A 19,210-nucleotide genomic window follows, 5' to 3' on the forward strand; every position below is an offset into this window, starting at 1 on the left:
GGGTGGCCTAGGCCGGGGGGGACGGCGGCGAGTGGCGCAGGCGGGGGGACGGTGGCCCGCGCGCCGGCGCCACGCGCGGCGTGCGGCGTGCGGCGTGCGGCGTGCGGATGGTCCCTGCGGCGGGTCAGGCCGAGCGCCTGCGGGACGCAGCCGTCTTCTTCGCCTTCGCCGGGGTCTCCTCCGCGGGCGCCTTCCCGGCCGTGCTCTTGGCCGTGTTCCTCGCCGTGCTCCTCGCCGTCGTCCTCTGTTCGGCCCGGCTCGTCCTCGACGTCGACTTCCGTGCCGAGGACGCCGTCTTCTTCTCCGCCGTCGACGTGGACTTCCTGCCGCCGGTCTCCTCGGGGGACGAGCGGGACGTCCCGCGCCGCGGCGACCGCCCGGCCCCGGCCTCCTCCGGCTCACCGCGGACCGCGCGGACGCTCCGCTCCAGGGCCGTCGTCAGGTCCAGGATCTCGACGCCGCGCTCCGGTTCGGGCACCTCGGGCAGGGCCTCACCCGAGATCTTGGCGGCGACGACCTCCTCCACCGCCTCGCGGTACTCGTCGCGCAGGTCCTCCAGGCCGACCTCGCTGAGGGCGTCCACCAGGGCGTCCGCGAGGTTCAGCTCCTTGTCGTGGAGGGTGACGTCCGCGGCGGGGGCGATCCCTTCGGGGGCCCGGACCTCGTCCGGCCAGAGCAGGCCGTGCAGGGCGATCGCCTCGCCGACCACGCGGAGCATGCCCAGGCGCTCCCTGCCCCGCAGCGCGAACTTCGCGATGGCCACCCTGTTGCCGCGCTTCAGGGCCTCCCGCAGGAGCGTGTACGGCCTGGCGGCCGGCGCCCTGCCCGCCGCCAGGTAGTACGCGGCGCCCAGCTGGAGCGGATCGATCCGGTCCTCGGGGACGAAGGTGACGATCTCGATCGTCCTGGCGGTGGGGATCGGCAGGTGGGCCAGGTCCTCGTCGGTGATCGGGATGATCGTGCCGTCCGCCTCCTCGTAGCCCCTGCTGATCTCCTGGGCGGTGACCTCGCGGTCCTCCAGCTCGCAGAACTTGCGGTGCCGGATCCGGCCGCCGTCCTCCGTGTGGATCTCGCGGAAGGGGACCGCGTGGCTCTCGGTGGCGTTCACGAGCTTGATCGGGATTCTGACCAGGCCGAACGAGATCACGCCGTTCCAGATGGACCTCATGTGCGGCACCTCTCCGGTCGCCCGCCGATCACAGTCGGGGCATTTGTCGCGTTTTGCGCGAGATTTCCCTCCCATGATGCCCATCACCGGGACGGAGGGCGACGGCTCACGCCCGGCGATCCGGAGAAGGTGCCGCACCGGCCGGCCCGGAGTCCGCGGCCCCGGTCACTCCGTGACACCGCGAGAAGCCGCCCCCACGGCCCCGGCCGGTCACAGTCGGGCCCAGGTGTTCCGGTCCCGGGCCATCGCGTGCAGGGCCTCCACGTCGGCCGGTTTCAGGACTCCGCCCGTGCGGGTCAGGGCCCCCACGTCGGCGTCCGTCAGGACGCGCACCTCGCGGGGCGGGGCCGGGACCGTCACGGCCGACGCGCCGACCAGGACGAGCACCGGACGGACCTCGGCCGTCAGGGCGTAGGAGGCACGGTCGGCGTCGGCCCGGACCCGGCGCAGCAGGGGGCGCGGTTCGTGGCGGCCCAGGCCGACCCGGGGGTCGGCGACCGTCACCCGCTGCCGGTGGGCGTACAGGGCGTGGACGGCGTACAGACCGCCGGGACCGATCAGCAGGTGGTGGATGCGGTCACCGCCGGGGAGCGGAACCGAGTGCAGGGCGTGCCAGCCGGCGCCGTCCATGCGGTCCAGGGCCTCGCCCACCGTCCGCTCCGCCGTGAGCGCCCTGCGGCGCGGGTCGGGGCGGAGGCGGTGGGCCGGGCCGGGGTCGCGGTCGAGATCGATCAGCAGGGCCTCACCGGGGCGGTTCGGCGCGAGGTCGTCGTCGGGGTGCAGGGACAGACGTGCCAGCTCGGCGGGGGTGGGGACCGGGGGCGGGCCGACCGAGACCGGGCCGGTGAGGAAGGGACCCAGCGCGGTGAGCACGTCCTCCTCGTGGTCCTCGCCGAGCAGGTTCACCCTGGCCGTCTCACGGTCGTACCAGGCGACGTTCCTGCCGTCCGGGAGGCAGACGTACAGCCTTTCGCGGCCGTACCGCCAGGTCGGTATGACGCGCAGTCGCTCCATGCACCATCACCCCATGTCCATGGGAACAGGCGGGGTGCTCCAGGGGCAAGAAGCCGGTTACCTTTGAGAGGAGTTGGGCGGTGAGGGTGGGGAGGCGCCGTTGCGTACCCGCAGGAGGCAACCCGACGTACCGGCTCCGGACAGCCCGTGGAACGAGATCGTGCCCGGTCTGTGGATGGGCGGGCACGAGTTCCGGGGCCTTTCCGGCCGGCTGGAGTTCGCCGTGGTGAACCGGCAGTTCGATCTTGTGCAGACGCTGTTGCGACTGCCCGGACACGGCCCGGATCCCGGGGTCGAACACCATGTGTGGCCGATCCCCGACGGGCCGCTGGACGGGACACAGCTCGCGGGCGTGATCCGGCTGGCCGAGGCGGCGTGCGAGGCACTGGACGGCGGCCGTACGGTCCTCGTGCGCTGTTACCACGGGTACAACCGGTCGGGCCTGGTGGCCGCGCACGCGCTGGTGCGGCAGGGCAGGACCGCCGAGGCGGCGATCCGGCTGATCCGTTCCCGCCGCTCGCCCTGGGCCCTGCACAACGACCTGTTCGTCGACTATCTCCGCGCCGGGCTGCCCACGGCGCGGCTGCTGGAGGAGCTGACGGAGTAGGCGGGGCGGGTGGCGCCGTCTCCGATGGCGCAGCAGGGCGGGCGGGCGCGGAGGGTCGCTCCTAGTGTGGCGATAAGTCTCCTTCGACCCGTTTCACCGCATGTGGAGGTACTGTCATGTCCCTGCGCCCCCCGCGCCCCCCGCTCACCCGCCGTCTGCCCATAGCTCTCGCCGCCGGGGCCCTCGCGGTCGCGACCGCCGTCGCCCCCGCCGTCGCCGCCGACGACCCGAACCAGGGCGGCGGCCAGGGGAACTGGAACCAGCAGGGCGGCAACGGCAACTTCAACAACCAGGCCGGCGGCAACGGCTACCCGCAAGGCGGCAACGGCAACAACCAGGCCGGCGGCAACCAGCAAGGTGGCAACGGCTACCCGCAAGGCGGTAACGGCTACCAGCAAGCCGGCAACGCGAACCAGCAGGGCGGCAACGGCAACTTCAACAACCAGGCCGGCGGCAACGGCTACCCGCAAGGCGGCAACGGCAACAACCAGGCCGGCGGCAACCAGCAAGGTGGCAACGGCTACCCGCAAGGCGGTAACGGCTACCAGCAAGCCGGCAACGCGAACCAGCAGGGCGGCAACGGCAACTTCAACAACCAGGCCGGCGGCAACGGCAACCTCAACCAACAGGCCGGCGGCAACAACCACCAGCAGGGTGGCAACGGCAACCAGCAGGGCGGCAACGGCAACTTCAACAACCTGGCCGGCCGCGACCACGGCAACCAGGGCGAGTACAGGGGTGTCGTCACGGCGGGGTCCCTGCCCCTGCGCAGCGCCCCGAACCGGGGTTCGCAGATCATCCGGTACGCCCACAAGGGCGACGTCGTCTCGATCTTCTGCAAGGTCCCGGGCGACAAGGTGGAGGGCAACCCGCTCTGGTACCTCCTCACGGACGGCACCTGGGCGTGGGGCCCGGCCGCCCACATCGACAACATCGGCCCCGCGCCACGCTGGTGCTGACGAGCGAAGCACGCAAGGCGCCCCATTCGGTTAAGTTCCGGACATGAGCAAGGCCGGTACCACCCTGGCGACGGCGGATCCGCCCGTGCCCGCCGTCCGCCTCACCGGGCGCCGCGGCGTCGAACTCGCCCTGATCGTCCTGGCCGTCCTGCTGTCGGTGTACGGCTACTGCGCCGTCGGCCTCGCCAGGAACGGCACCGTCCCGCCCGGCGCCGCCGGTTACGGCGCCGGGCTCGGCGCGCTCGCGCTGGTCGCCCATCTGGCGGTGCGCCGGCGCGCCCCGCGCGCCGATCCGGTGCTGCTCCCCATCGGGGTGCTGCTCAACGGCCTCGGCCTGGTGCTGATCTACCGGCTCGACCTGGAGACGCCGGGCGATCCGGCGGCCCCGACCCAGCTGGTCTGGTCGACGCTGGGTGTGACGCTGTTCATCATGGTCGTCCTGGTGCTGCGCGACCACCGGGTGCTGCAGAACTACATCTACGTCTGCGTCACCACCGCGCTGGTCCTGCTGACGGTCCCGATCCTCTTCCCGGCGGTGAACGGGGCCCGGATCTGGATCAGGGTCGCCGGGTTCTCCATCCAGCCCGGCGAGTTCGCGAAGGTGCTGCTGGCGGTCTTCTTCGCCGCGTACCTCGCCGCGAACCGGGGCGCCCTCACCTACGCCGGCCGCCGGGTCTGGCGCCTGCAACTGCCCACCGGGCGGGTGCTCGGGCCGATCGTCGCGGTCTGGCTGGTCAGCGTGGGCGTGCTGGTGCTGGAGCGGGACCTCGGCACCTCACTGCTGTTCTTCGGTCTGTTCGTGGTCCTGCTGTACGTCGCCACCGGCCGCACGGGATGGATCGGGGTGGGGCTGCTGCTGGCCTCGCTGGGGGCGGTGGCGGTGGGCCGGCTGGAACCGCACGTGCACCACAGGATCGAGACCTGGCTGCACCCGTTCGGCTCCATCGAGGCGGGTGAGGGCCCGAACCAGATCGCCCAGTCCCTGTTCGCCTTCGCGGAGGGCGGGACGCTCGGCACCGGGCTCGGGCTCGGACACTCGGTGCTCATCGGCTTCGCGGTCAAGTCCGACTTCATCCTGGCGACGGCCGGTGAGGAGCTGGGCCTGGCCGGACTGTCCGCGATCTTCCTGCTCTACGGACTGCTGGTGGAGCGCGGCTACCGGGCGGGGCTGGCCCTGCGCGACCCCTTCGGACAGCTGCTCGCGGTGGGGCTCGCCTCGCTCGTGGCGCTCCAGGTGTTCGTGATCGCGGGCGGGGTGACCGGGCTGATCCCGCTGACCGGGATGGCGATGCCGTTCCTGGCGCAGGGCGGCTCGTCGGTGGTGACCAACTGGGCGATCGTGGCGCTGCTGGTCCGGCTGAGCGACTCCGCGCGGCGGCAGGGCGGCGGGGGTGCGCCCCGATGACCCGGCACATCCGGCACGCCGCGCTGTTCTGCGCCCTGCTGCTGGTGGCGCTGCTGGTGAACGCCGCCCGCGTCCAGGTCCTGCGGGCCGACGCCTACGACGACAACCCGGCCAACCGCCGGGACGCCATCGCCCGCTACCAGCAGCCGCGCGGCGACATCCTGGTCGACGGGCGGCCGGTCACCGGCTCCCGGGACACCGGGGAGCACCTGCGCTACGAACGGACGTACCGCGACGGGCCGTTGTACGCCCCGGTGACCGGCTTCGCCTCGCAGGAGTACGGGACGACCCTGCTGGAGCACACGGAGGACGAGCTGCTGTCCGGGGCCGCCCCGGTCCTCGCGCCGCTGCCGCTGTGGAACGAGTTCACGCGCTCCCGCAACGCGGGCGGCGACGTGGCGACGACGATCGATCCGGCGGCGCAGCGGGCGGCGTACGAGGGGCTGCGCTCGCGGAAGGGCGCGGTGGCGGCGGTGGAGCCGTCGACCGGGCGGATCCTGGCGCTGGTGTCGGTCCCGTCGTACGACCCCGCGCTGCTGTCCGGGAACGGCAGGGCGGCGCGGGACGCCTGGGCGCGGCTGAACGCCGATCCGGACCGGCCGATGCTGAACCGGGCGGTGCAGCGGACGTATCCGCCGGGTTCGACGTTCAAGGTGGTCACCGCGGCGGCGGCACTGGACGCGGGCGTGGTCGAGGACCTGGACGCGCCGACCCGCTCCCCCGACCCGTACACCCTGCCGGGGACGAGGACCCGGCTGACCAACGGGTCCGGGGGCTGCGAGAACGCCTCGGTGCGGAAGGCGTTCGTCTGGTCCTGCAACACGGTGTTCGCCAAGCTGGGGGTGACCACGGGCGTGGCGGAGATGAGGACGACGGCCGAGAACTTCGGTTTCAACGACTCCGACGTACGCGTTCCGTTCCGGGTGGCGCGCAGCACCTTCGACACCACGGTGGACCGGGCGCAGCTCGCGCTGTCGTCGATCGGGCAGTACAACACCCGGGCGACACCCCTGCAGATGGCGATGGTCGCGGCGGCCGTCGCGGGCGGCGGGCAGGTGCGGGAGCCCTACCTGGTGGAGCGCACCACGCGGGCGGGCGGCGGCACGGTGTCGACGGCCGGCTCCCGTCCGGTGCGGCGGGCCATGCATCCGGCGACGGCGATGCGGATGCGGGAGCTGATGCGGGGGGTGGTGGAGGACGGCACCGGCACGAAGGCGGCGATCCCCGGCGCGATCGTGGGCGGCAAGACCGGCACCGCCCAGCACGGACTGGGCAACTCCGGTACGCCGTACGCCTGGTTCATCTCCTGGGCGCAGGGCGGGGCGGACATGGAGGCGAAGGTGGCGGTCGCGGTGGTGGTCGAGGAGGCGGCGGCGAACCGGCGGGAGATCAGCGGCGGCGGGACGGCGGCGCCGATCGCGCGGGCGGTGATGGAGGCGGTGCTGAAGTCGTAGGCGTCAGCGCCCACTTGGTGAGACGGGGGTGTCGGAGCGCCGCGTTCCCGACCTACCGTTCGGTACATGACCGGGACCGCGTACGAACTCGCCCAGGTGAACATCGCCCGCCTCAAGGCCCCGCTGGACTCCCCGCGGCTGAAGGACTTCGTCGACGGCCTCGACCCGGTGAACGCGGACGCCGACGCCGCCGACGGCTTCGTCTGGCGCCTGCAGAGCGAGGGGGGCGACGCGACGGACATCGCCGTCTTCGGCGACTCCTGGCTGATCATCAACATGTCGGTGTGGCGGAACACCGACGCCCTGACGGCGTTCATGTACCAGGGCCGCCACCGCGAGATGCTGGCGCGGCGCCGGGAGTGGTTCGAGCGTGTCGAGGAGGCGATGGCGGCGCTGTGGTGGGTCCCGGCGGGCCACCGCCCGACGGTCGCGGAGGCCGAGTCCCGCCTCCTCCACCTCCGCACCAACGGCCCGACCCCGTACGCGTTCACCCTGCGCACGTCGTTCCCGCCGGGCGGCGCGGAGCCGCTGACCGGGGAGGTGCCGGAGGGGCTGGGCTGCTCGGTCTAGCGGCGGCGACCGTCGACGGCGGTGAGATCGATGTCGACGGGGAACGGGACGGTCAGCTTGAGCCGGTCGTGGAAGATGCCCATGGGTACGTACGACTTGGTCATGGGGTCCAGTTCGTAGACGTAGACCACGGGGAGTCCGTCGTTCTGCTCGACGCGCCAGTAGTGCGGGATGCCCGCGGTCGCGTACTTCCGCGGCTTCACCTCACGGTCCCGTTCCTCGGAATCGTCGGAGACGACTTCGACGGCGACCAGGACCTCTTCGGGTCGGAACCAGGTCTGCCCCGGGCCGGTGTCGGCGTCCTCACGCACCACCAGGATGTCGGGCTCCGGCCGATTACGCTTATTGAGCTTGATGGTCATCTCCCGGATGGCGTCCCATCCGTCTGGTGCCTGCTCCCGCAAGACGGTCTCGAACAGCCACATGGTGCGCGTGTGGAATCGGGTCTGCGGACTCACGAAGACGAGGCTCCCGTCGATCAACTCCGTGTGCGGAGGCAGATTGGGAAGCTTGTCCAGGTCGTCCGCCGTCCAGCCACCCACCGGCGGACGAGGCCACTCGTAGTCGTCGCCCAGCCCGTAGTCGCGTGCGGCGCTCATGATCGCTCCCATGTGCTGCAGTCTGACCGACACCGTCAGCGTACCCAGGGCGAACGCCGGATCGACGCCCCATGAGGTGATCCGGAGTACGCGCCGTTGACACGTCCGCCCGGTGGGCCGGTCGTCGACAAGTCCCGCACGAGGGATTGACGACCTTGCTGACAGGCAGTCTCATAAGTGGGTGACCCGCCGGTAACCCGAGACGCCCCCGAGGTGGAACCGTCATGACGACCCTGTCGGAAGCCGACGCGCTCGACGGCCTGCGGGACGCGCTCGGGCTGCTCAAGGACCGGGAGCAGGTGGCGCGGCGGCTGCTCGACGCCTCCGCCAAGCACTCCTTCGATCCCGACGAGGAGCTGGACTGGGAGGCCCCCTTCGAGGAGGGCAAGTGGTTCTGGCCGCCGGAGCTGGTGTCGCTGTACGGCACCCCGATGTGGAAGCGGATGAGCGAGGAGCAGCGCGTCCTGCTCTCGCGGCACGAGGCGGCAGCGCTCGCCTCGCTCGGCATCTGGTTCGAGCTGATCCTGATGCAGCTGCTGGTCCGGCACATCTACGACAAGGCCGCCACGAGCGCACACGTGCGCTACGCGCTCACCGAGATCGAGGACGAGTGCCGGCACTCCAGGATGTTCGCCCGGGTGATCACCCGCGGCGGCACCCCGTGGTACCCGGTGAGCCGCGTCCACCAGAACCTCGGCCGGCTGTTCAAGACGGTCTCCACCACCCCCGGCTCCTTCACCGCGACCCTGCTCGGCGAGGAGGTCCTGGACTGGATGCAGCGGCTGACCTTCCCGGACGAGCGGGTCCAGCCGCTGATCCGGGGCGTCACGCGCATCCACGTCGTGGAGGAGGCCCGGCACGTGCGCTACGCCCGTGAGGAGCTGCGGCGCCAGATGGTGACCGCGCCGAAGTGGTCGCAGGAGTTCACCCGGGTCACCTCGGGCGAGTTCGCCCGGGTGTTCTCCGTGGCCTTCGTGAACCCCGAGGTGTACACGAACGTCGGCCTGGACAGACGTGCGGCCGTCGCCCAGGTCAGGGCGAGCGCCCACCGCCGGGACGTGATGCAGCAGGGGGCGAAGAAGCTCACCGACTTCCTGGACGACATCGGTGTGCTGCGCGGGGTCGGACGGAAGCTGTGGAAGTCGTCGGGGCTGCTCGCGTAGACAGGCGCTCGCACCGGACCACCACGATCCCCGAACGGCTCACCGCCACGCGGCGCAGCCGCACATCGGGCACAGCCCGGACGACATCGGCGTGCTGCGCGGGGTCGGACGGCGGCCGTGGAAGTCGTCGGGGCTGCTCGCGCAGCCGGGCGGGCGGTTACCCTGCGGGCATGACCCCGCAGGCCCCCACCCCCGCCTACCGGCGGCTCAGCGTCGAGGAGCGCCGCAGCCAGCTGCTCGAGGCCGCGCTGTCCCTCTTCGCCCACCGTGCCCCGGAGGACGTCTCCCTGGACGACGTGGCGGAGGCGGCCGGCGTGTCGCGCCCCCTGGTGTACCGGTACTTCCCGGGCGGCAAGCAACAGCTGTACGAGGCCGCCCTGATGTCCGCCGCCGACCAGCTGCGGCACTGCTTCGACGAGCCGCACGAGGGCCCGCTGCTGCCCCGGCTGTCCCGGGCCCTCGACCGCTACCTCGCCTTCGTCGGCCGGCACGACACCGGGTTCAGCGCACTGCTCCAGGGCGGGAGCGTCGTGGAGACCTCCCGTACGACCGCCATCGTGGACGGCGTGCGGCGGGCCGCCGCCGAGCACATCCTCAGCCACCTCGGGGTCGCCGGTCCCGGACCCCGGCTGCGGATGACGGTCCGGATGTGGATCACCGCCGTGGAGGCGGCCTCGCTGATCTGGCTCGACGAGGACAAACAGCCACCCGTGGACGAACTGCGGGACTGGCTCGTGGAGCAGTTCGTGGCGGTGCTGACGGTGACCGCGCGGCGCGACGCGCAGACCGACGCGCTGGTGCGGACGCTGGCCGCGGACCTCTGACGGCCCGCGCGTCACGCGACACTGAGGGCGTGAAGAGCGAAGACACCCCGTTCGAGGGCGGGCCCATGGACGGGCGCGTCCTGCCCGTGCTGCTGGGCATCACCGGGCACCCGCCGAAGACGTACCGCATCCCCGTCCCGGCCCCGGACGGCGGCCCGCCCACCGTGCTGGTCTACCGGCGGGTGCCCCGGGCGCGGAGCGCGCGGACCGGGCTGACCCGGGGATGGAAGTACCTGTACGACCCCACGGGGCGGGCCGGCGACCGCCGGAGGTGGCCGTGGTCGAAGGCCGCGCCCGGTCCGGACGCCACGCCGGAGGGCAAGCCGGACGACGCCGACGGGTGACCGGGTTGCGCCGAACCGCGCACACTCGGCGCGCGGGCCGCGCGCACCCGCCCGATGCTCGCGGTGCGGAGCGGACGGGCCGCCCCGCGCCGGAGGTGATGGAGTGTCAGGAAGGCTTCTGCGTCTGGTGTGCGCGGCGGCGCTGGCGACCGGGGCCGTTCTCGCGCCCGTGCCCGCGACGGCCGTCCCGGAACCGGGCGGCGGCACCGGCGGGCGTTCCGTCGCCGAGTTGCTGACGGAGCTTCAGACCCTGTACCGGGAGGCCGAGAAGGCCACCGAGGCCTACAACGCCACCGGGGAACGGCTGACGAGGCAGCGCGCCGAGGCCGAGCGGCTCGAACGCGCCCTCGCCCGCACCCGGCTCTCCCTGCGCGACAGCCGGGGCGCCGCCGGACGGCTGGCCCGCCAGCAGTACCAGAGCGTCACCGGCCTCTCCCCCTACGTACGGCTGCTGCTCGCACGCGATCCACAGCGCGCGCTCGACCAGGGGCACGTGATCGGGCGGCTGGCGCGGGAGCGGGCCCGGACGGTGGGCCGGCTGACCGGCGACGAGCAGGAGGCCGGCGCCCTGGCCCGCCGGGCCCGCGAGGCCCTCGACGTCCGGCTCGCCCTGACCGAGCGGCGCAGGAAGGAGCGGGACGAGGTCCTCGCACGGCTCCGCGCGGTCGAGGAACTCCTCGCCTCGCTCACCGCCGAGCAGCTCACCGCGCTGGCCGAGCTGGAGCGGGACAACGTGGCCGAGGCGCAGGAGGAGCTGGTGTCCTCCGGTGCGCTGGGCAGCGGCGGCACTCCCCCGTCGGCGGCGGGCGAGCGGGCCGTGCGGTACGCCGTGGAGCAGATCGGGAAGCCGTACGAGTGGGGCGCGGAGGGGCCCGCCGCGTACGACTGCTCGGGGCTGACGTCCGAGGCGTGGGGCGCCGCCGGGACGCCGATCCCCCGGACCAGCCAGGAGCAGTGGGCACGGCTGGAGCGGGTGCCGCTGGCGGAGCTGAGGCCGGGGGATCTCGTCGTGTACTTCCCGGAGGCCACGCACGTCGCCCTCTACCTCGGCGACGGCATGGTGGTGCAGGCGCCCCGCCCGGGTGCGCGGGTCAAGGTCTCCCCGATCGCGGCCAACCCGGTGCTGGGCGCCGTACGCCCCGACCCGGCCGGGGAGCCCGTACGGCGGTACGTGCCGCCGGAGCTCCCCGCGGGGGCGACGGAGGGGTCCGACGAGGGGTACGCCCCCGGTCACGCGCCGGACGCGCCCGAGACCTCCATCAGGTAGCCCTCGGTCTTCTCCGGTTCGTAGAAGAAGTTCTCGAAGTCGGCCGGGTCGTTGAAGCCGTTGGCGAAGCGGTCCGCGACCGGCTGGAGCTGTCCGGCCGCGCCGATCAGGTTCAGGACGTGCTCCGGCGGCGGGGCGAGCATGGCGTTCGTCCACTTGGTGACGTGCCGCGCCGTCTCCCAGTAGCGGTCGAAGGTGCCCTGCATCCAGGTCTCGTCGAACTCCTTCTCCCCGTGTTCCAGGATCGAGGCGAGGTAGGAGGCGGCGCACTTGGAGGCGGAGTTGGAGCCCTGGCCGGTGATCGGGTCGTTGGCGACGACCACGTCGGCGACGCCGAGGACGAGGCCGCCGGAGGGCAGCCGGCCGATCGGGTTGCGGACGGTGGGAGCGTAGCGGCCGGCGAGGGTGCCGCCGGCGTCGGTCAGCTCGACCTTGGTGGCCCGCGCGTACTCCCAGGGGAGGAACCTCTCCATGAGTTCCAGGGTCAGGGAGAGGTGCTCCGCCGGGTCCTTGACGTCCTTGAAGGCGTCCAGCGGGCCGCCGGGTATGCCCTCCCAGAACAGGATGTCGGCGCGGCCCGAGGTGGTGAACGTCGGCATGATGAACATCTCGCCGACCCCGGGGACCAGGTTGCAGCGGACCGCCTCCGTGTCCGGGTGCTCCGGACGCGGGCCGAGGCCGTGGACGTAGGCGACGGCGAGGGCGCGCTGCGGCTCGCGGTACGGGGAGCGCTCCGGGTCGCGGGCGAACATCTGCACCAGCTCGCCCTTGCCCGCCGAGACGAGCACGAGGTCGTACGTGCGGGAGAAGTAGTCCAGGTCGCCGACCGCCGCGCCGTGGATGACCAGCTGGCCGCCGCGCTGGGCGAAGGTCTCCATCCAGCCGGCCATCTTCACCCGCTGGTCCACCGACTGCGCGAACCCGTCGAGCCGGCCCAGCCAGTCGATCGCGCGCTGCGAGGGGCCCGGGTCGAAGGAGCCGGGGGCCGCGACCGAGACGCCGAGTCCTTCGATCTTCGGGGCCTGGGACTCCCAGAAGTTCAGCTGGAGATCGCGCTCGTGCTGCAGGGCGGTGTGGAACATGCACTGCGTCGACATCACCCGTCCGGTGCGGATCTCGTCCGCGGTCCGGTTGGACATCAGGGTGACCTCGTACCCGTGCGACTGGAGGCCGAGGGCCAGCTGGAGACCGGACTGGCCGGCTCCGACGACGAGTATCTTCCGCATACGGGGACGCTCCTAAGAGGGCTGCTCGGGGACGGCTCGGGGGCTGCGCGGGGATTACTCGGGGGTTTCGTCGAGTGCGTGGCCCACGAGGGACAGGAGGGTCTCGATGACCGAGATCCGGCGGCGCGCATCCATGATCATTACAGGTATGTGCGCGGGGATCGTCAACGCCTCCCGCACGTCCTCGGCGTCGAACCGCTCACTGCCGTCGAAGTGGTTGACCGCGACGACGTACGGCAGTCCGCAGCTCTCGAAGTAGTCCAGCGCCGGCCAGCAGTCCTTCAGGCGGCGGGTGTCGGCCATCACGACGGCGCCGATCGCGCCGCGCACCAGGTCGTCCCACATGAACCAGAACCGCTGCTGGCCGGGGGTGCCGAAGACGTAGAGCACCAGGTCGTCGTCGAGCGTGATGCGGCCGAAGTCCATGGCCACGGTGGTGGTGAGCTTGTCCGGCGTGGCGGTGAGGTCGTCGTGCTCCGCACTCGCCTCGGTCATCAGCGCCTCGGTCTCCAGGGGCGTGATCTCCGAGACCGTGGTGACCAGCGTGGTCTTGCCGACGCCGAAGCCGCCCGCCACCACTATCTTCGTGGCGACGGGTGCGCGGGTGCGGTCCTTCTGCCAGGGCAGCAGGGGCTCGTCGTCCTCGACGAGCGGGGAGACGCCGTGAGCGGCATCAGAGACGGCGGAGTCCACTCAGCACCCTTTCCAGCAGCGCGCGGTCCGGGCGGCCCGTGCCGTGGCCGGTCCCCGTTCCGTAGACACGGATCTTTCCCTGGTCCGCGAGGTCGCTCAGGAGCACGCGGACCACGCCGAGCGGCATCTTCAGCAGCGCGGCGATCTCGGCCACCGTTCGCATACGGCGGCACAGCTCGACGATGGCCCGCATCTCCGGCATCACGCGGGAGGTGAGGTTGCCGTTCGTCAGTTCTTTGCGCTCCTCGGCGGCTTCGAGCGCGGCGGTGGCGCCGACGAACGTCTCGACGAGCAGGACGTGGCCGAAGCGGGTACGGCCGCCGGTGAGCGAGTAGGGGCGGACCCGGGCGGGTTTGCGGTCGCCGCCACGGACCGGGAGCTGTTTCCTGGACTTGCTCATCGGGGCCCCCCGGTGGACTCGCTCTCCAGGGACTGGCGCAGCTCGCTGCGGAGCTCCGGGGTCAGGACATGGCCGGCGCGGCCGACGAAGAGGGCCATGTGGTACGCCACCACGCTCATGTCGCAGTCCGCGGAGCCGTGCACGCCGAGCAGGGAGCCGTCGCTGATGGACATCACGAACAGGCTGCCCTCGTCCATCGCCACCATCGTGTGCTTGACCTGGCCGAAGTCCATCAGCTTCGAGGCGCCGACGGTGAGGCTGCCGATGCCGGAGACGACGGTGGCCAGGTCGGCGGCGGAGCCGCGGGGGCCGGTGCGCTTCGCGCCCTGCGCCTCGCGGGCGGCGGTGTTGCGGGAGTCGTCGGAGGAGAGCAGGAGCAGGCCGTCGGAGGAGACCACCGCGACGGAGAGGATGCCGGGCACCTCCTCGACGAGATTGCTCAACAGCCAGTGCAGGTTGCGGGCCTCACTGCTCAGTCCGACAGTACCGGTCGCGGTCAACTGCTTGCCTCCTCGACTGTGCCCCCCGTGGTCTCTTCGGATGTGGCGGCCGGGTCGGACGGCGCCCGGTGGCCGCCGGGCCGTTCGGCGAGTTCCGCCTCGACGTCCCGGCGCCCTGCGTCCGCCCCCTGGCGGAAACCGCCGAGCCGGCGGCGCAGGGCCTCGGCGTCCACGGCTCCGGTACGCGGGCGCGGGGCCTCGGCGTGCGCGGTGATCCTCGGCGTGCGCTTGGGCAGGCCCTTGGCCGTGACCGGCTCCTCGTCCCCGTCCCCGTCCCCGTCGGCGACGCGCGCGTGCTCCTCGGCTTCGGCGTCCGCTCCGGCGTGCTCCCCGGATCCGGCGTCCGTTCCGGGTACGTTCCTGTGGGCCGTGCCCGGGCGGGCGGCACCCTCCGTGTCCGCGGCGCCGGACGGGGCCTCCTCGTCTCCGGCCGCGTGACCGGCGCCCGGGCGGACGGCGGCGTCCGCGCCCGCGCCGAACGGCTGTGAAGCGGCGTCCGCGGCCCCGGCCGAGGCATCGTCTCCGCCCGCGTGGCCCGCCCCCGGGCGAACGCTCTCGCCCTCCGGCTGTGCCGGGATCAGCAGCTCCATCGTGACCTCGGCGGGCCGCTCGGCCGGCGCGTCGGCGCCCTCCGCGTCCTCGCGCCCCGCCCGGTCCGGTGCGGCCTCGTCCCCACCGCCCGGCGCGGAAGCCTCCGCCGCCCCGGCGGGGGCCTCCGCCTTCGCCGGCTCGTCGGCACCGCTCGCCGCCGGCTCGCCGGCATCCTCGGCACGGGCCTCCCCGGGCCGCCCGGCGGGGCTTCCCGCCGGTTCCTCCGCGGGGGCCGGCGAGGACGCGTCCGCGCCGTCCGCCGCCGGTGTCCCCGTCGGCTCGCCCGGCGTCTCCCCACCGGACGAGCCCTGGTGGCGTACCGCCTTCTCCGCCAGGGCGACCAGCGGATCGTCCGACTCCGTGCGGCCGTGCAGGACGTTGGAGTTGGCCTCGGCGTCGGCTCCCGGGAGGGAGTACGCGGGAGTGCCGCCGGCGACGGAGGCGGGGACCGCGTCGGGGGTGGCGGGCGCCAGGAGGGGGTCGGGGAGGACGACGACCGCGGCGATGCCGCCCTGCTTCTGCTCCCGCAGCCGGACCCGCACCCCGTGCCGGTGGGCGAGCCGGGCCACGACGTACAGGCCGAGACCGAGACCGTCCTCGGCCTCCGCGTCGTACGTGACCTCCGGGTCGAAGTCGGACAGCCGGGAGTTGAGCCGCTCCAGCCGCTCTCTGGTCATGCCGATGCCCTCGTCCTGGACGGAGAGCATGACCTCGCCGTTCTCCAGCAGCCAGCCGGAGACCTCGACGGGCAGGTCGGGCGGGGAGAAGGAGGTGGCGTTCTCCATGAGCTCGGCCAGCAGGTGGGACAGGTCGTCCGCGGCGAACCCGGCGATGTGCGCGTGCGGCGGCAGCGCGGCGATACGGACCCGCTCGTACCGCTCGATCTCGCTCACCGCGGCCCGTACGACGTCCACCAGCGGAACCGGGCCCGCCGTGTGCTGCACGTGCTCGGTGCCGGCCAGGACCAGGAGGTTCTCGCTGTGCCGGCGCATCACCGTGGCGAAGTGGTCGAGCTTGAACAGGGTGGCCAGCCGGTCCGGGTCGTCCTCCCGCTCCTCCAGCCCCTCGATGACGCCGAGCTGGCGCTCGACCAGTCCGAGGGTGCGCAGCGCGAGGTTGACGAACGTGCCGCCGATGCCGGCGCGCAGCCGCTCCAGGTGGGCGGTGGACTCGGCGAGTTCGGTGCGCAGTTCCTCGCGGGCGTCGGCCATCTTCTGCCGCTGGCCCACGAGGTGCTTGCGGTCGGCCTCCAGCGTGGCGATCCGCTCGGCGAGGGCGGCGGCGCGCGCGTGCAGGGCGTTGACGGAGCGGACGACCTGGGCGAACTCGTCGTTGCGGCCGGTGAAGGCGATCGGCTCCTGGCCGCTGAGGTCCTCCGCCTCGGCGAGGCGGGCGGAGCCCCGGCGCAGCACCGACAGCGGACGCGTCAGGGTGCGGGCCATCGCCGTGGCGATGCCGATCGTGAGCAGCGTCAGGGCGCCGAGGACGGCGATCCGGATCTCCAGCGCGGTGACGTCGTCGTCACGCAGCTGGGCGAGGTCCTTGGTGCGCTGGTCGAAGAGGGCGGACTCCACCCCGCGCATCGTCTCGACCCGCGCGGTGAGCGCGGCCTGCAGCTTCTCGGCGCTGGTGGCGAGGTCGTCGTCGGAGAGCGTCGGCTCGTCGGTGAGACGGGCGAGGTACTTCTCGGCGGACTCGACCTCGGGGCCGGTGACCGTGGAGTCGTAGGAGGCGCGAGCGTCCTTGGGCGCGGTCTCGCGGAAGTCGGCGAGGGCCGCGTCGGAGCGCAGCCGGGCCTGGAGCGCGGCGGCGGTCAGCGCGTCGCGCCGCTCGGTGTCGGCGTCCGAGGTGCTGCTGGTGGTGGACGGCAGGCCGGTGATCGGGTCGATCACCGTCCGGGTGGTGCTCGGCACGTTCAGCGCGGCGAACAGCAGTCCGCGGGTGGCAGCGGCCTGCTGGACGGCGGAGTCCAGCTCGGTGAGCGCGTGGGCGCCCGAGCTGGCGCGGGGCGGGGTCCGCTCCGCCAGCTGTTCGGCGAGCCGGTGCAGTCGCGTGATGGCGGTGGAGTACGCCTGGTGAGCTTCGAGGGCGCTGCTCTTGCCCGTGAGCGCCGCTCTGCGCACGGTGGCGACGGCGTCGAGGCCGTCGTGCAGTTCCTGGGGGAGGTCCGTGTCGGCGCGCAGTTCCTCGACCTGCCGGTCGACGCGGGCGCTGTGCTCCTCGGAGGGCGCCTCGGACCTGGGGCGGCCGGCCGCGATGTAGGGGACGACCTCGTCGCGCTCGTCGGCGAGGGAGTGCGCCAGGGTGAGGGCGTCCTGGGTCTGCTCGGCGAGCGTCACCAGGTCCTGCGCGTCCTTGAGCTGCCCGGAGGCCGTGAGCACGGAGGGTGCCCCGGCCGCGGCGATCGCGGCGGCCACCACGGCCACGGCGACGATGAGCCGGTTGCGCACATGGGTGGGGCGGCCCCTGCCTACGCCGGTCGTCCGCTCCGCGTCCCCCTTGGGGGCCGTCTGCTTGCCTGTGCGACGAGGCCGCGACTTCTGCACCGGTGCTCGCATTCCTGACTCGTGTACCCGTGGGTCCGGGTGACGCTCCGTCAACGGGTGCGGGCGTTCACCCCGAGCTCTTGACCGCGCTCGGACAGCGAGGCGCCCCCATCGCTCCCCGACCCTCCCAGTGAGCGTGGACAGTGGATGCGCATCACCTGACCCGCCACTCGAAGGAGTGAACCCCGGAGGTGAGTTGAGGGGCAAGTTCCGCCGTCTTTCGCAGCGGCCCCGCGCGGCACGCCGGTTGGACGTCTGCGGCGGGCGGTGGCAATATTCGCCGCCACGTCTTCCCGGAGCACTGCATTCCCTCCCAAATCAGGCGTCTGACCTGCGCGGCTTCGATGATCCGGTGATCGACGAAGGCCCTTCGCGGCCCTTGTGAAGGGCTCGTGCAGACTGGCGGGATGCGTACGGAGCTGGTGTCGGAGCCCGGTGATCCCGGCCGCCCCAACGAGGACTTCGCGAGTGTCGGACTTCCGGCCTCCGGACAGGGCGGTTCGCTCGTGCTGCTGGACGGGGTCACACCGCCGGGGGACGGCGGCGGATGCCTGCATTCCGTGCCCTGGTTCACCGCGCGGCTGGGCGGGGCGCTGACCGAACTGACCGTTTCCCTCCCGGATGTTCCGCTGGCCGAGCTGCTGTCCCGGGCCCTCGCGCGTACCGCCGGGAGCCACGCGGCAACCTGTGACCTTTCTCACCCCCGTACGCCTCAGGCGACGGTGGTGCTGGCCCGCTGGTCACCGGCCTCGGTGGACTACCTGGTGCTCTCCGACTCGGCCCTGCTCGTCGAGTCCGCCGACGGCTCGGTCACGGCGCTGCTGGACGACCGGCTGGACCGGCTGCCCCGCTCGGCCCTGGCCAGCCACACCCTGGTGGACACCACGCTGCGCAACAAGGAGGGGGGCTTCTTCACGGCGGCGGCGGATCCCTCGGTGGCCTCCCGCGCGGTCACCGGTTCGCTGCCGCGCGACGGGGTGCGCGCCCTGGCCGCCCTGACGGACGGTGCGGCGCGCTGGGTGGAGAGGTTCCGCGAGGGCGGCTGGGCGGACTGTCTCACCCTGGTCCGCGAGGAGGGCGCCTGGTCCCTGGTGGAACGCGTACGGACCCTGGAACGGGCGGACGCGGACCGGGTACCGCCGCGCCGCGGCAAGACGCACGACGACGCGACGGTGGTGTACGCCGAGCTGTCACCCCGTTAGCGGTACTCCGTACGGGGTCAATTCTCCATGCCCCGGTTCAGCTGGTTCAGCAGCCGGGCGAGTTCCGTGACCTCGGCGGGGTCCCAGTCGGCGAGCCGGCCGGCGTAGCGGGCGCGGCGGGCCTCGCGGACCCTGCGGACCCGTGCGTGGCCCTCCTGCGTGAGGGTGATCAGCCAGGCGCGGCCGTCGGCGGGGTCCGGCTCGCGGGCGACGAGGCCGAGCTCCTCCAGCGCGCGCAGCTGGCGCGACATCGTGGCCTTGCCGACGCCGATGTAGGCGGCCAGCTCGGTGGCCCGCTGCCGGCCGCACTCATCCAGACGGACCAGCAGCCCGTACGCGGACGGCTCCAGGTCGGGGTGGACCGCGCGGGCCATCTCCCCCTGGCTGGCCCGGGCACGCCGCAGCAGCACCGTCAACTCGCGTTCCAGTGCGAGGAATCCGGGCTGGTCCACACCCGGCGCGGGCTCCGGGGAGGCGGCGCGCTCTTCGCCGCGGTGTCCATGTTCGTGCACGTCTGCCCCTGCTTCGGTTTTCCGGTTCGACGAGCTTCCCGCCAAGTGGCGACGTCGCCGCAGCTCCACCAGTATTTCGCAGGCGTAGACCAACGGCGGCCGGGGCACCTCCCACGTCCTTCGGACAGTGGGGAGGACGCCCCGCCCCCGCCGCGGTCCACGTGCG

The 19,210-nt window shown here is 72.9% G+C and carries 19 protein-coding genes; 10 read left to right on the forward strand and 9 right to left on the reverse strand.

What is annotated here, in order from left to right:
* Positions 1-124 precede the first annotated feature (124 nt).
* Together AB0A94_RS17190 and AB0A94_RS17195 are read right to left on the reverse strand one after the other, a co-directional pair.
* Positions 125-1,177: a Ku protein gene (locus tag AB0A94_RS17190; RefSeq protein WP_361745072.1), complete on the reverse strand. Its 1,053-nt coding sequence runs from the start codon at positions 1,175-1,177 to the stop codon at positions 125-127.
* Between the two features lie 201 nt (positions 1,178-1,378).
* Positions 1,379-2,182, reverse strand: a complete 804-nt coding sequence (locus AB0A94_RS17195) for a nuclease-related domain-containing protein (RefSeq protein WP_361745074.1) — start codon at positions 2,180-2,182, stop codon at positions 1,379-1,381.
* 100 nt (positions 2,183-2,282) lie between these two features.
* On the opposite strand from AB0A94_RS17195, the gene AB0A94_RS17200 reads away from it, so the two are divergent.
* From AB0A94_RS17200 to AB0A94_RS17220, 5 genes are all read left to right on the forward strand, one after another.
* Complete coding sequence (locus AB0A94_RS17200; protein WP_361745076.1) at positions 2,283-2,789, forward strand: protein phosphatase; 507 nt, start codon at positions 2,283-2,285, stop codon at positions 2,787-2,789.
* Between the two features lie 116 nt (positions 2,790-2,905).
* Complete coding sequence (locus tag AB0A94_RS17205) at positions 2,906-3,748, forward strand: SH3 domain-containing protein (protein WP_361745078.1); 843 nt, start codon at positions 2,906-2,908, stop codon at positions 3,746-3,748.
* Between the two features lie 43 nt (positions 3,749-3,791).
* Positions 3,792-5,153 (forward strand): FtsW/RodA/SpoVE family cell cycle protein, encoded by a 1,362-nt coding sequence (locus AB0A94_RS17210; RefSeq protein WP_361745080.1) that lies wholly within the window; start codon positions 3,792-3,794, stop codon positions 5,151-5,153.
* Entirely contained in the window at positions 5,150-6,607 is a 1,458-nt protein-coding gene (locus AB0A94_RS17215) for a penicillin-binding transpeptidase domain-containing protein (RefSeq protein WP_361745082.1), read from the forward strand. Before AB0A94_RS17210 ends, AB0A94_RS17215 begins: the two co-directional genes overlap by 4 nt.
* Positions 6,608-6,673: 66 nt before the next feature.
* Positions 6,674-7,177 (forward strand): DUF3291 domain-containing protein, encoded by a 504-nt coding sequence (locus tag AB0A94_RS17220; RefSeq protein WP_361745084.1) that lies wholly within the window; start codon positions 6,674-6,676, stop codon positions 7,175-7,177.
* Here the strand turns inward: AB0A94_RS17220 and AB0A94_RS17225 are convergent.
* On the reverse strand, positions 7,174-7,776 hold the full coding sequence (locus tag AB0A94_RS17225) for a Uma2 family endonuclease (RefSeq protein ID WP_361745086.1): 603 nt from the start codon (positions 7,774-7,776) through the stop codon (positions 7,174-7,176). The two genes, AB0A94_RS17220 and AB0A94_RS17225, sit on opposite strands and share 4 nt — an antisense overlap.
* A 224-nt stretch (positions 7,777-8,000) precedes the next feature.
* On the opposite strand from AB0A94_RS17225, the gene AB0A94_RS17230 reads away from it, so the two are divergent.
* The 4 genes from AB0A94_RS17230 (at position 8,001) to AB0A94_RS17245 (ending at position 11,374) form a co-directional block, all read left to right on the forward strand.
* Positions 8,001-8,939: a diiron oxygenase gene (locus AB0A94_RS17230; protein ID WP_361745087.1), complete on the forward strand. Its 939-nt coding sequence runs from the start codon at positions 8,001-8,003 to the stop codon at positions 8,937-8,939.
* 170 nt (positions 8,940-9,109) lie between these two features.
* Positions 9,110-9,763 carry a helix-turn-helix domain-containing protein gene (locus AB0A94_RS17235; protein WP_361745089.1) on the forward strand — a complete coding sequence of 218 codons (654 nt, stop codon included), beginning with the start codon at positions 9,110-9,112 and terminating at the stop codon, positions 9,761-9,763.
* A gap of 29 nt (positions 9,764-9,792) precedes the next feature.
* Complete coding sequence (locus tag AB0A94_RS17240; RefSeq protein WP_217129608.1) at positions 9,793-10,107, forward strand: hypothetical protein; 315 nt, start codon at positions 9,793-9,795, stop codon at positions 10,105-10,107.
* 103 nt (positions 10,108-10,210) lie between these two features.
* Positions 10,211-11,374 (forward strand): NlpC/P60 family protein, encoded by a 1,164-nt coding sequence (locus AB0A94_RS17245; protein ID WP_361745091.1) that lies wholly within the window; start codon positions 10,211-10,213, stop codon positions 11,372-11,374.
* On the opposite strand, the gene AB0A94_RS17250 is transcribed toward AB0A94_RS17245, so the two are convergent.
* Genes AB0A94_RS17250 through AB0A94_RS17270 form a run of 5 tightly spaced genes read right to left on the reverse strand, consistent with a single transcriptional unit; the run spans position 11,338 to position 17,342 of the window.
* A complete protein-coding gene (locus tag AB0A94_RS17250) occupies positions 11,338-12,600 on the reverse strand; it encodes a styrene monooxygenase/indole monooxygenase family protein (RefSeq protein WP_361745093.1) in 1,263 nt (420 codons plus the stop codon). The two genes, AB0A94_RS17245 and AB0A94_RS17250, sit on opposite strands and share 37 nt — an antisense overlap.
* A 54-nt stretch (positions 12,601-12,654) precedes the next feature.
* Positions 12,655-13,293, reverse strand: a complete 639-nt coding sequence (locus AB0A94_RS17255) for an ATP/GTP-binding protein (protein WP_361745095.1) — start codon at positions 13,291-13,293, stop codon at positions 12,655-12,657.
* On the reverse strand, positions 13,274-13,693 hold the full coding sequence (locus AB0A94_RS17260; RefSeq protein WP_361745097.1) for a DUF742 domain-containing protein: 420 nt from the start codon (positions 13,691-13,693) through the stop codon (positions 13,274-13,276). The genes AB0A94_RS17255 and AB0A94_RS17260 overlap by 20 nt, the downstream gene beginning before the upstream one ends.
* The gene (locus AB0A94_RS17265) at positions 13,690-14,193 is read right to left on the reverse strand and encodes a roadblock/LC7 domain-containing protein (RefSeq protein ID WP_361745099.1); all 504 of its coding nucleotides are present in this window, start codon (positions 14,191-14,193) and stop codon (positions 13,690-13,692) included. Before AB0A94_RS17265 ends, AB0A94_RS17260 begins: the two co-directional genes overlap by 4 nt.
* Complete coding sequence (locus tag AB0A94_RS17270) at positions 14,190-17,342, reverse strand: nitrate- and nitrite sensing domain-containing protein (protein WP_361745101.1); 3,153 nt, start codon at positions 17,340-17,342, stop codon at positions 14,190-14,192. Before AB0A94_RS17270 ends, AB0A94_RS17265 begins: the two co-directional genes overlap by 4 nt.
* 395 nt (positions 17,343-17,737) lie before the next feature.
* On the opposite strand from AB0A94_RS17270, the gene AB0A94_RS17275 reads away from it, so the two are divergent.
* On the forward strand, positions 17,738-18,532 hold the full coding sequence (locus AB0A94_RS17275; RefSeq protein WP_361745103.1) for a hypothetical protein: 795 nt from the start codon (positions 17,738-17,740) through the stop codon (positions 18,530-18,532).
* Between the two features lie 17 nt (positions 18,533-18,549).
* On the opposite strand, the gene AB0A94_RS17280 is transcribed toward AB0A94_RS17275, so the two are convergent.
* Positions 18,550-19,044, reverse strand: a complete 495-nt coding sequence (locus AB0A94_RS17280; protein ID WP_361745105.1) for a MarR family transcriptional regulator — start codon at positions 19,042-19,044, stop codon at positions 18,550-18,552.
* Positions 19,045-19,210 lie beyond the last annotated feature (166 nt).

Origin of the sequence: Streptomyces sp. NPDC044984, from assembly GCF_040646935.1 — a bacterium.
In the GTDB taxonomy this organism is placed as follows: domain Bacteria; phylum Actinomycetota; class Actinomycetes; order Streptomycetales; family Streptomycetaceae; genus Streptomyces.

Coding starts and splice junctions, on each gene's coding strand:
- AB0A94_RS17195 (WP_361745074.1), bottom strand. CDS start 2,182: ATGGAGCGACTGCGCGTCATACCGACCTGGCGGTACGGCCGCGAAAGG.
- AB0A94_RS17205 (WP_361745078.1), top strand. CDS start 2,906: ATGTCCCTGCGCCCCCCGCGCCCCCCGCTCACCCGCCGTCTGCCCATA.
- AB0A94_RS17210 (WP_361745080.1), top strand. CDS start 3,792: ATGAGCAAGGCCGGTACCACCCTGGCGACGGCGGATCCGCCCGTGCCC.
- AB0A94_RS17215 (WP_361745082.1), top strand. CDS start 5,150: ATGACCCGGCACATCCGGCACGCCGCGCTGTTCTGCGCCCTGCTGCTG.
- AB0A94_RS17220 (WP_361745084.1), top strand. CDS start 6,674: ATGACCGGGACCGCGTACGAACTCGCCCAGGTGAACATCGCCCGCCTC.
- AB0A94_RS17225 (WP_361745086.1), bottom strand. CDS start 7,776: ATGAGCGCCGCACGCGACTACGGGCTGGGCGACGACTACGAGTGGCCT.
- AB0A94_RS17230 (WP_361745087.1), top strand. CDS start 8,001: ATGACGACCCTGTCGGAAGCCGACGCGCTCGACGGCCTGCGGGACGCG.
- AB0A94_RS17235 (WP_361745089.1), top strand. CDS start 9,110: ATGACCCCGCAGGCCCCCACCCCCGCCTACCGGCGGCTCAGCGTCGAG.
- AB0A94_RS17250 (WP_361745093.1), bottom strand. CDS start 12,600: ATGCGGAAGATACTCGTCGTCGGAGCCGGCCAGTCCGGTCTCCAGCTG.
- AB0A94_RS17260 (WP_361745097.1), bottom strand. CDS start 13,693: ATGAGCAAGTCCAGGAAACAGCTCCCGGTCCGTGGCGGCGACCGCAAA.
- AB0A94_RS17270 (WP_361745101.1), bottom strand. CDS start 17,342: ATGCGAGCACCGGTGCAGAAGTCGCGGCCTCGTCGCACAGGCAAGCAG.
- AB0A94_RS17275 (WP_361745103.1), top strand. CDS start 17,738: ATGCGTACGGAGCTGGTGTCGGAGCCCGGTGATCCCGGCCGCCCCAAC.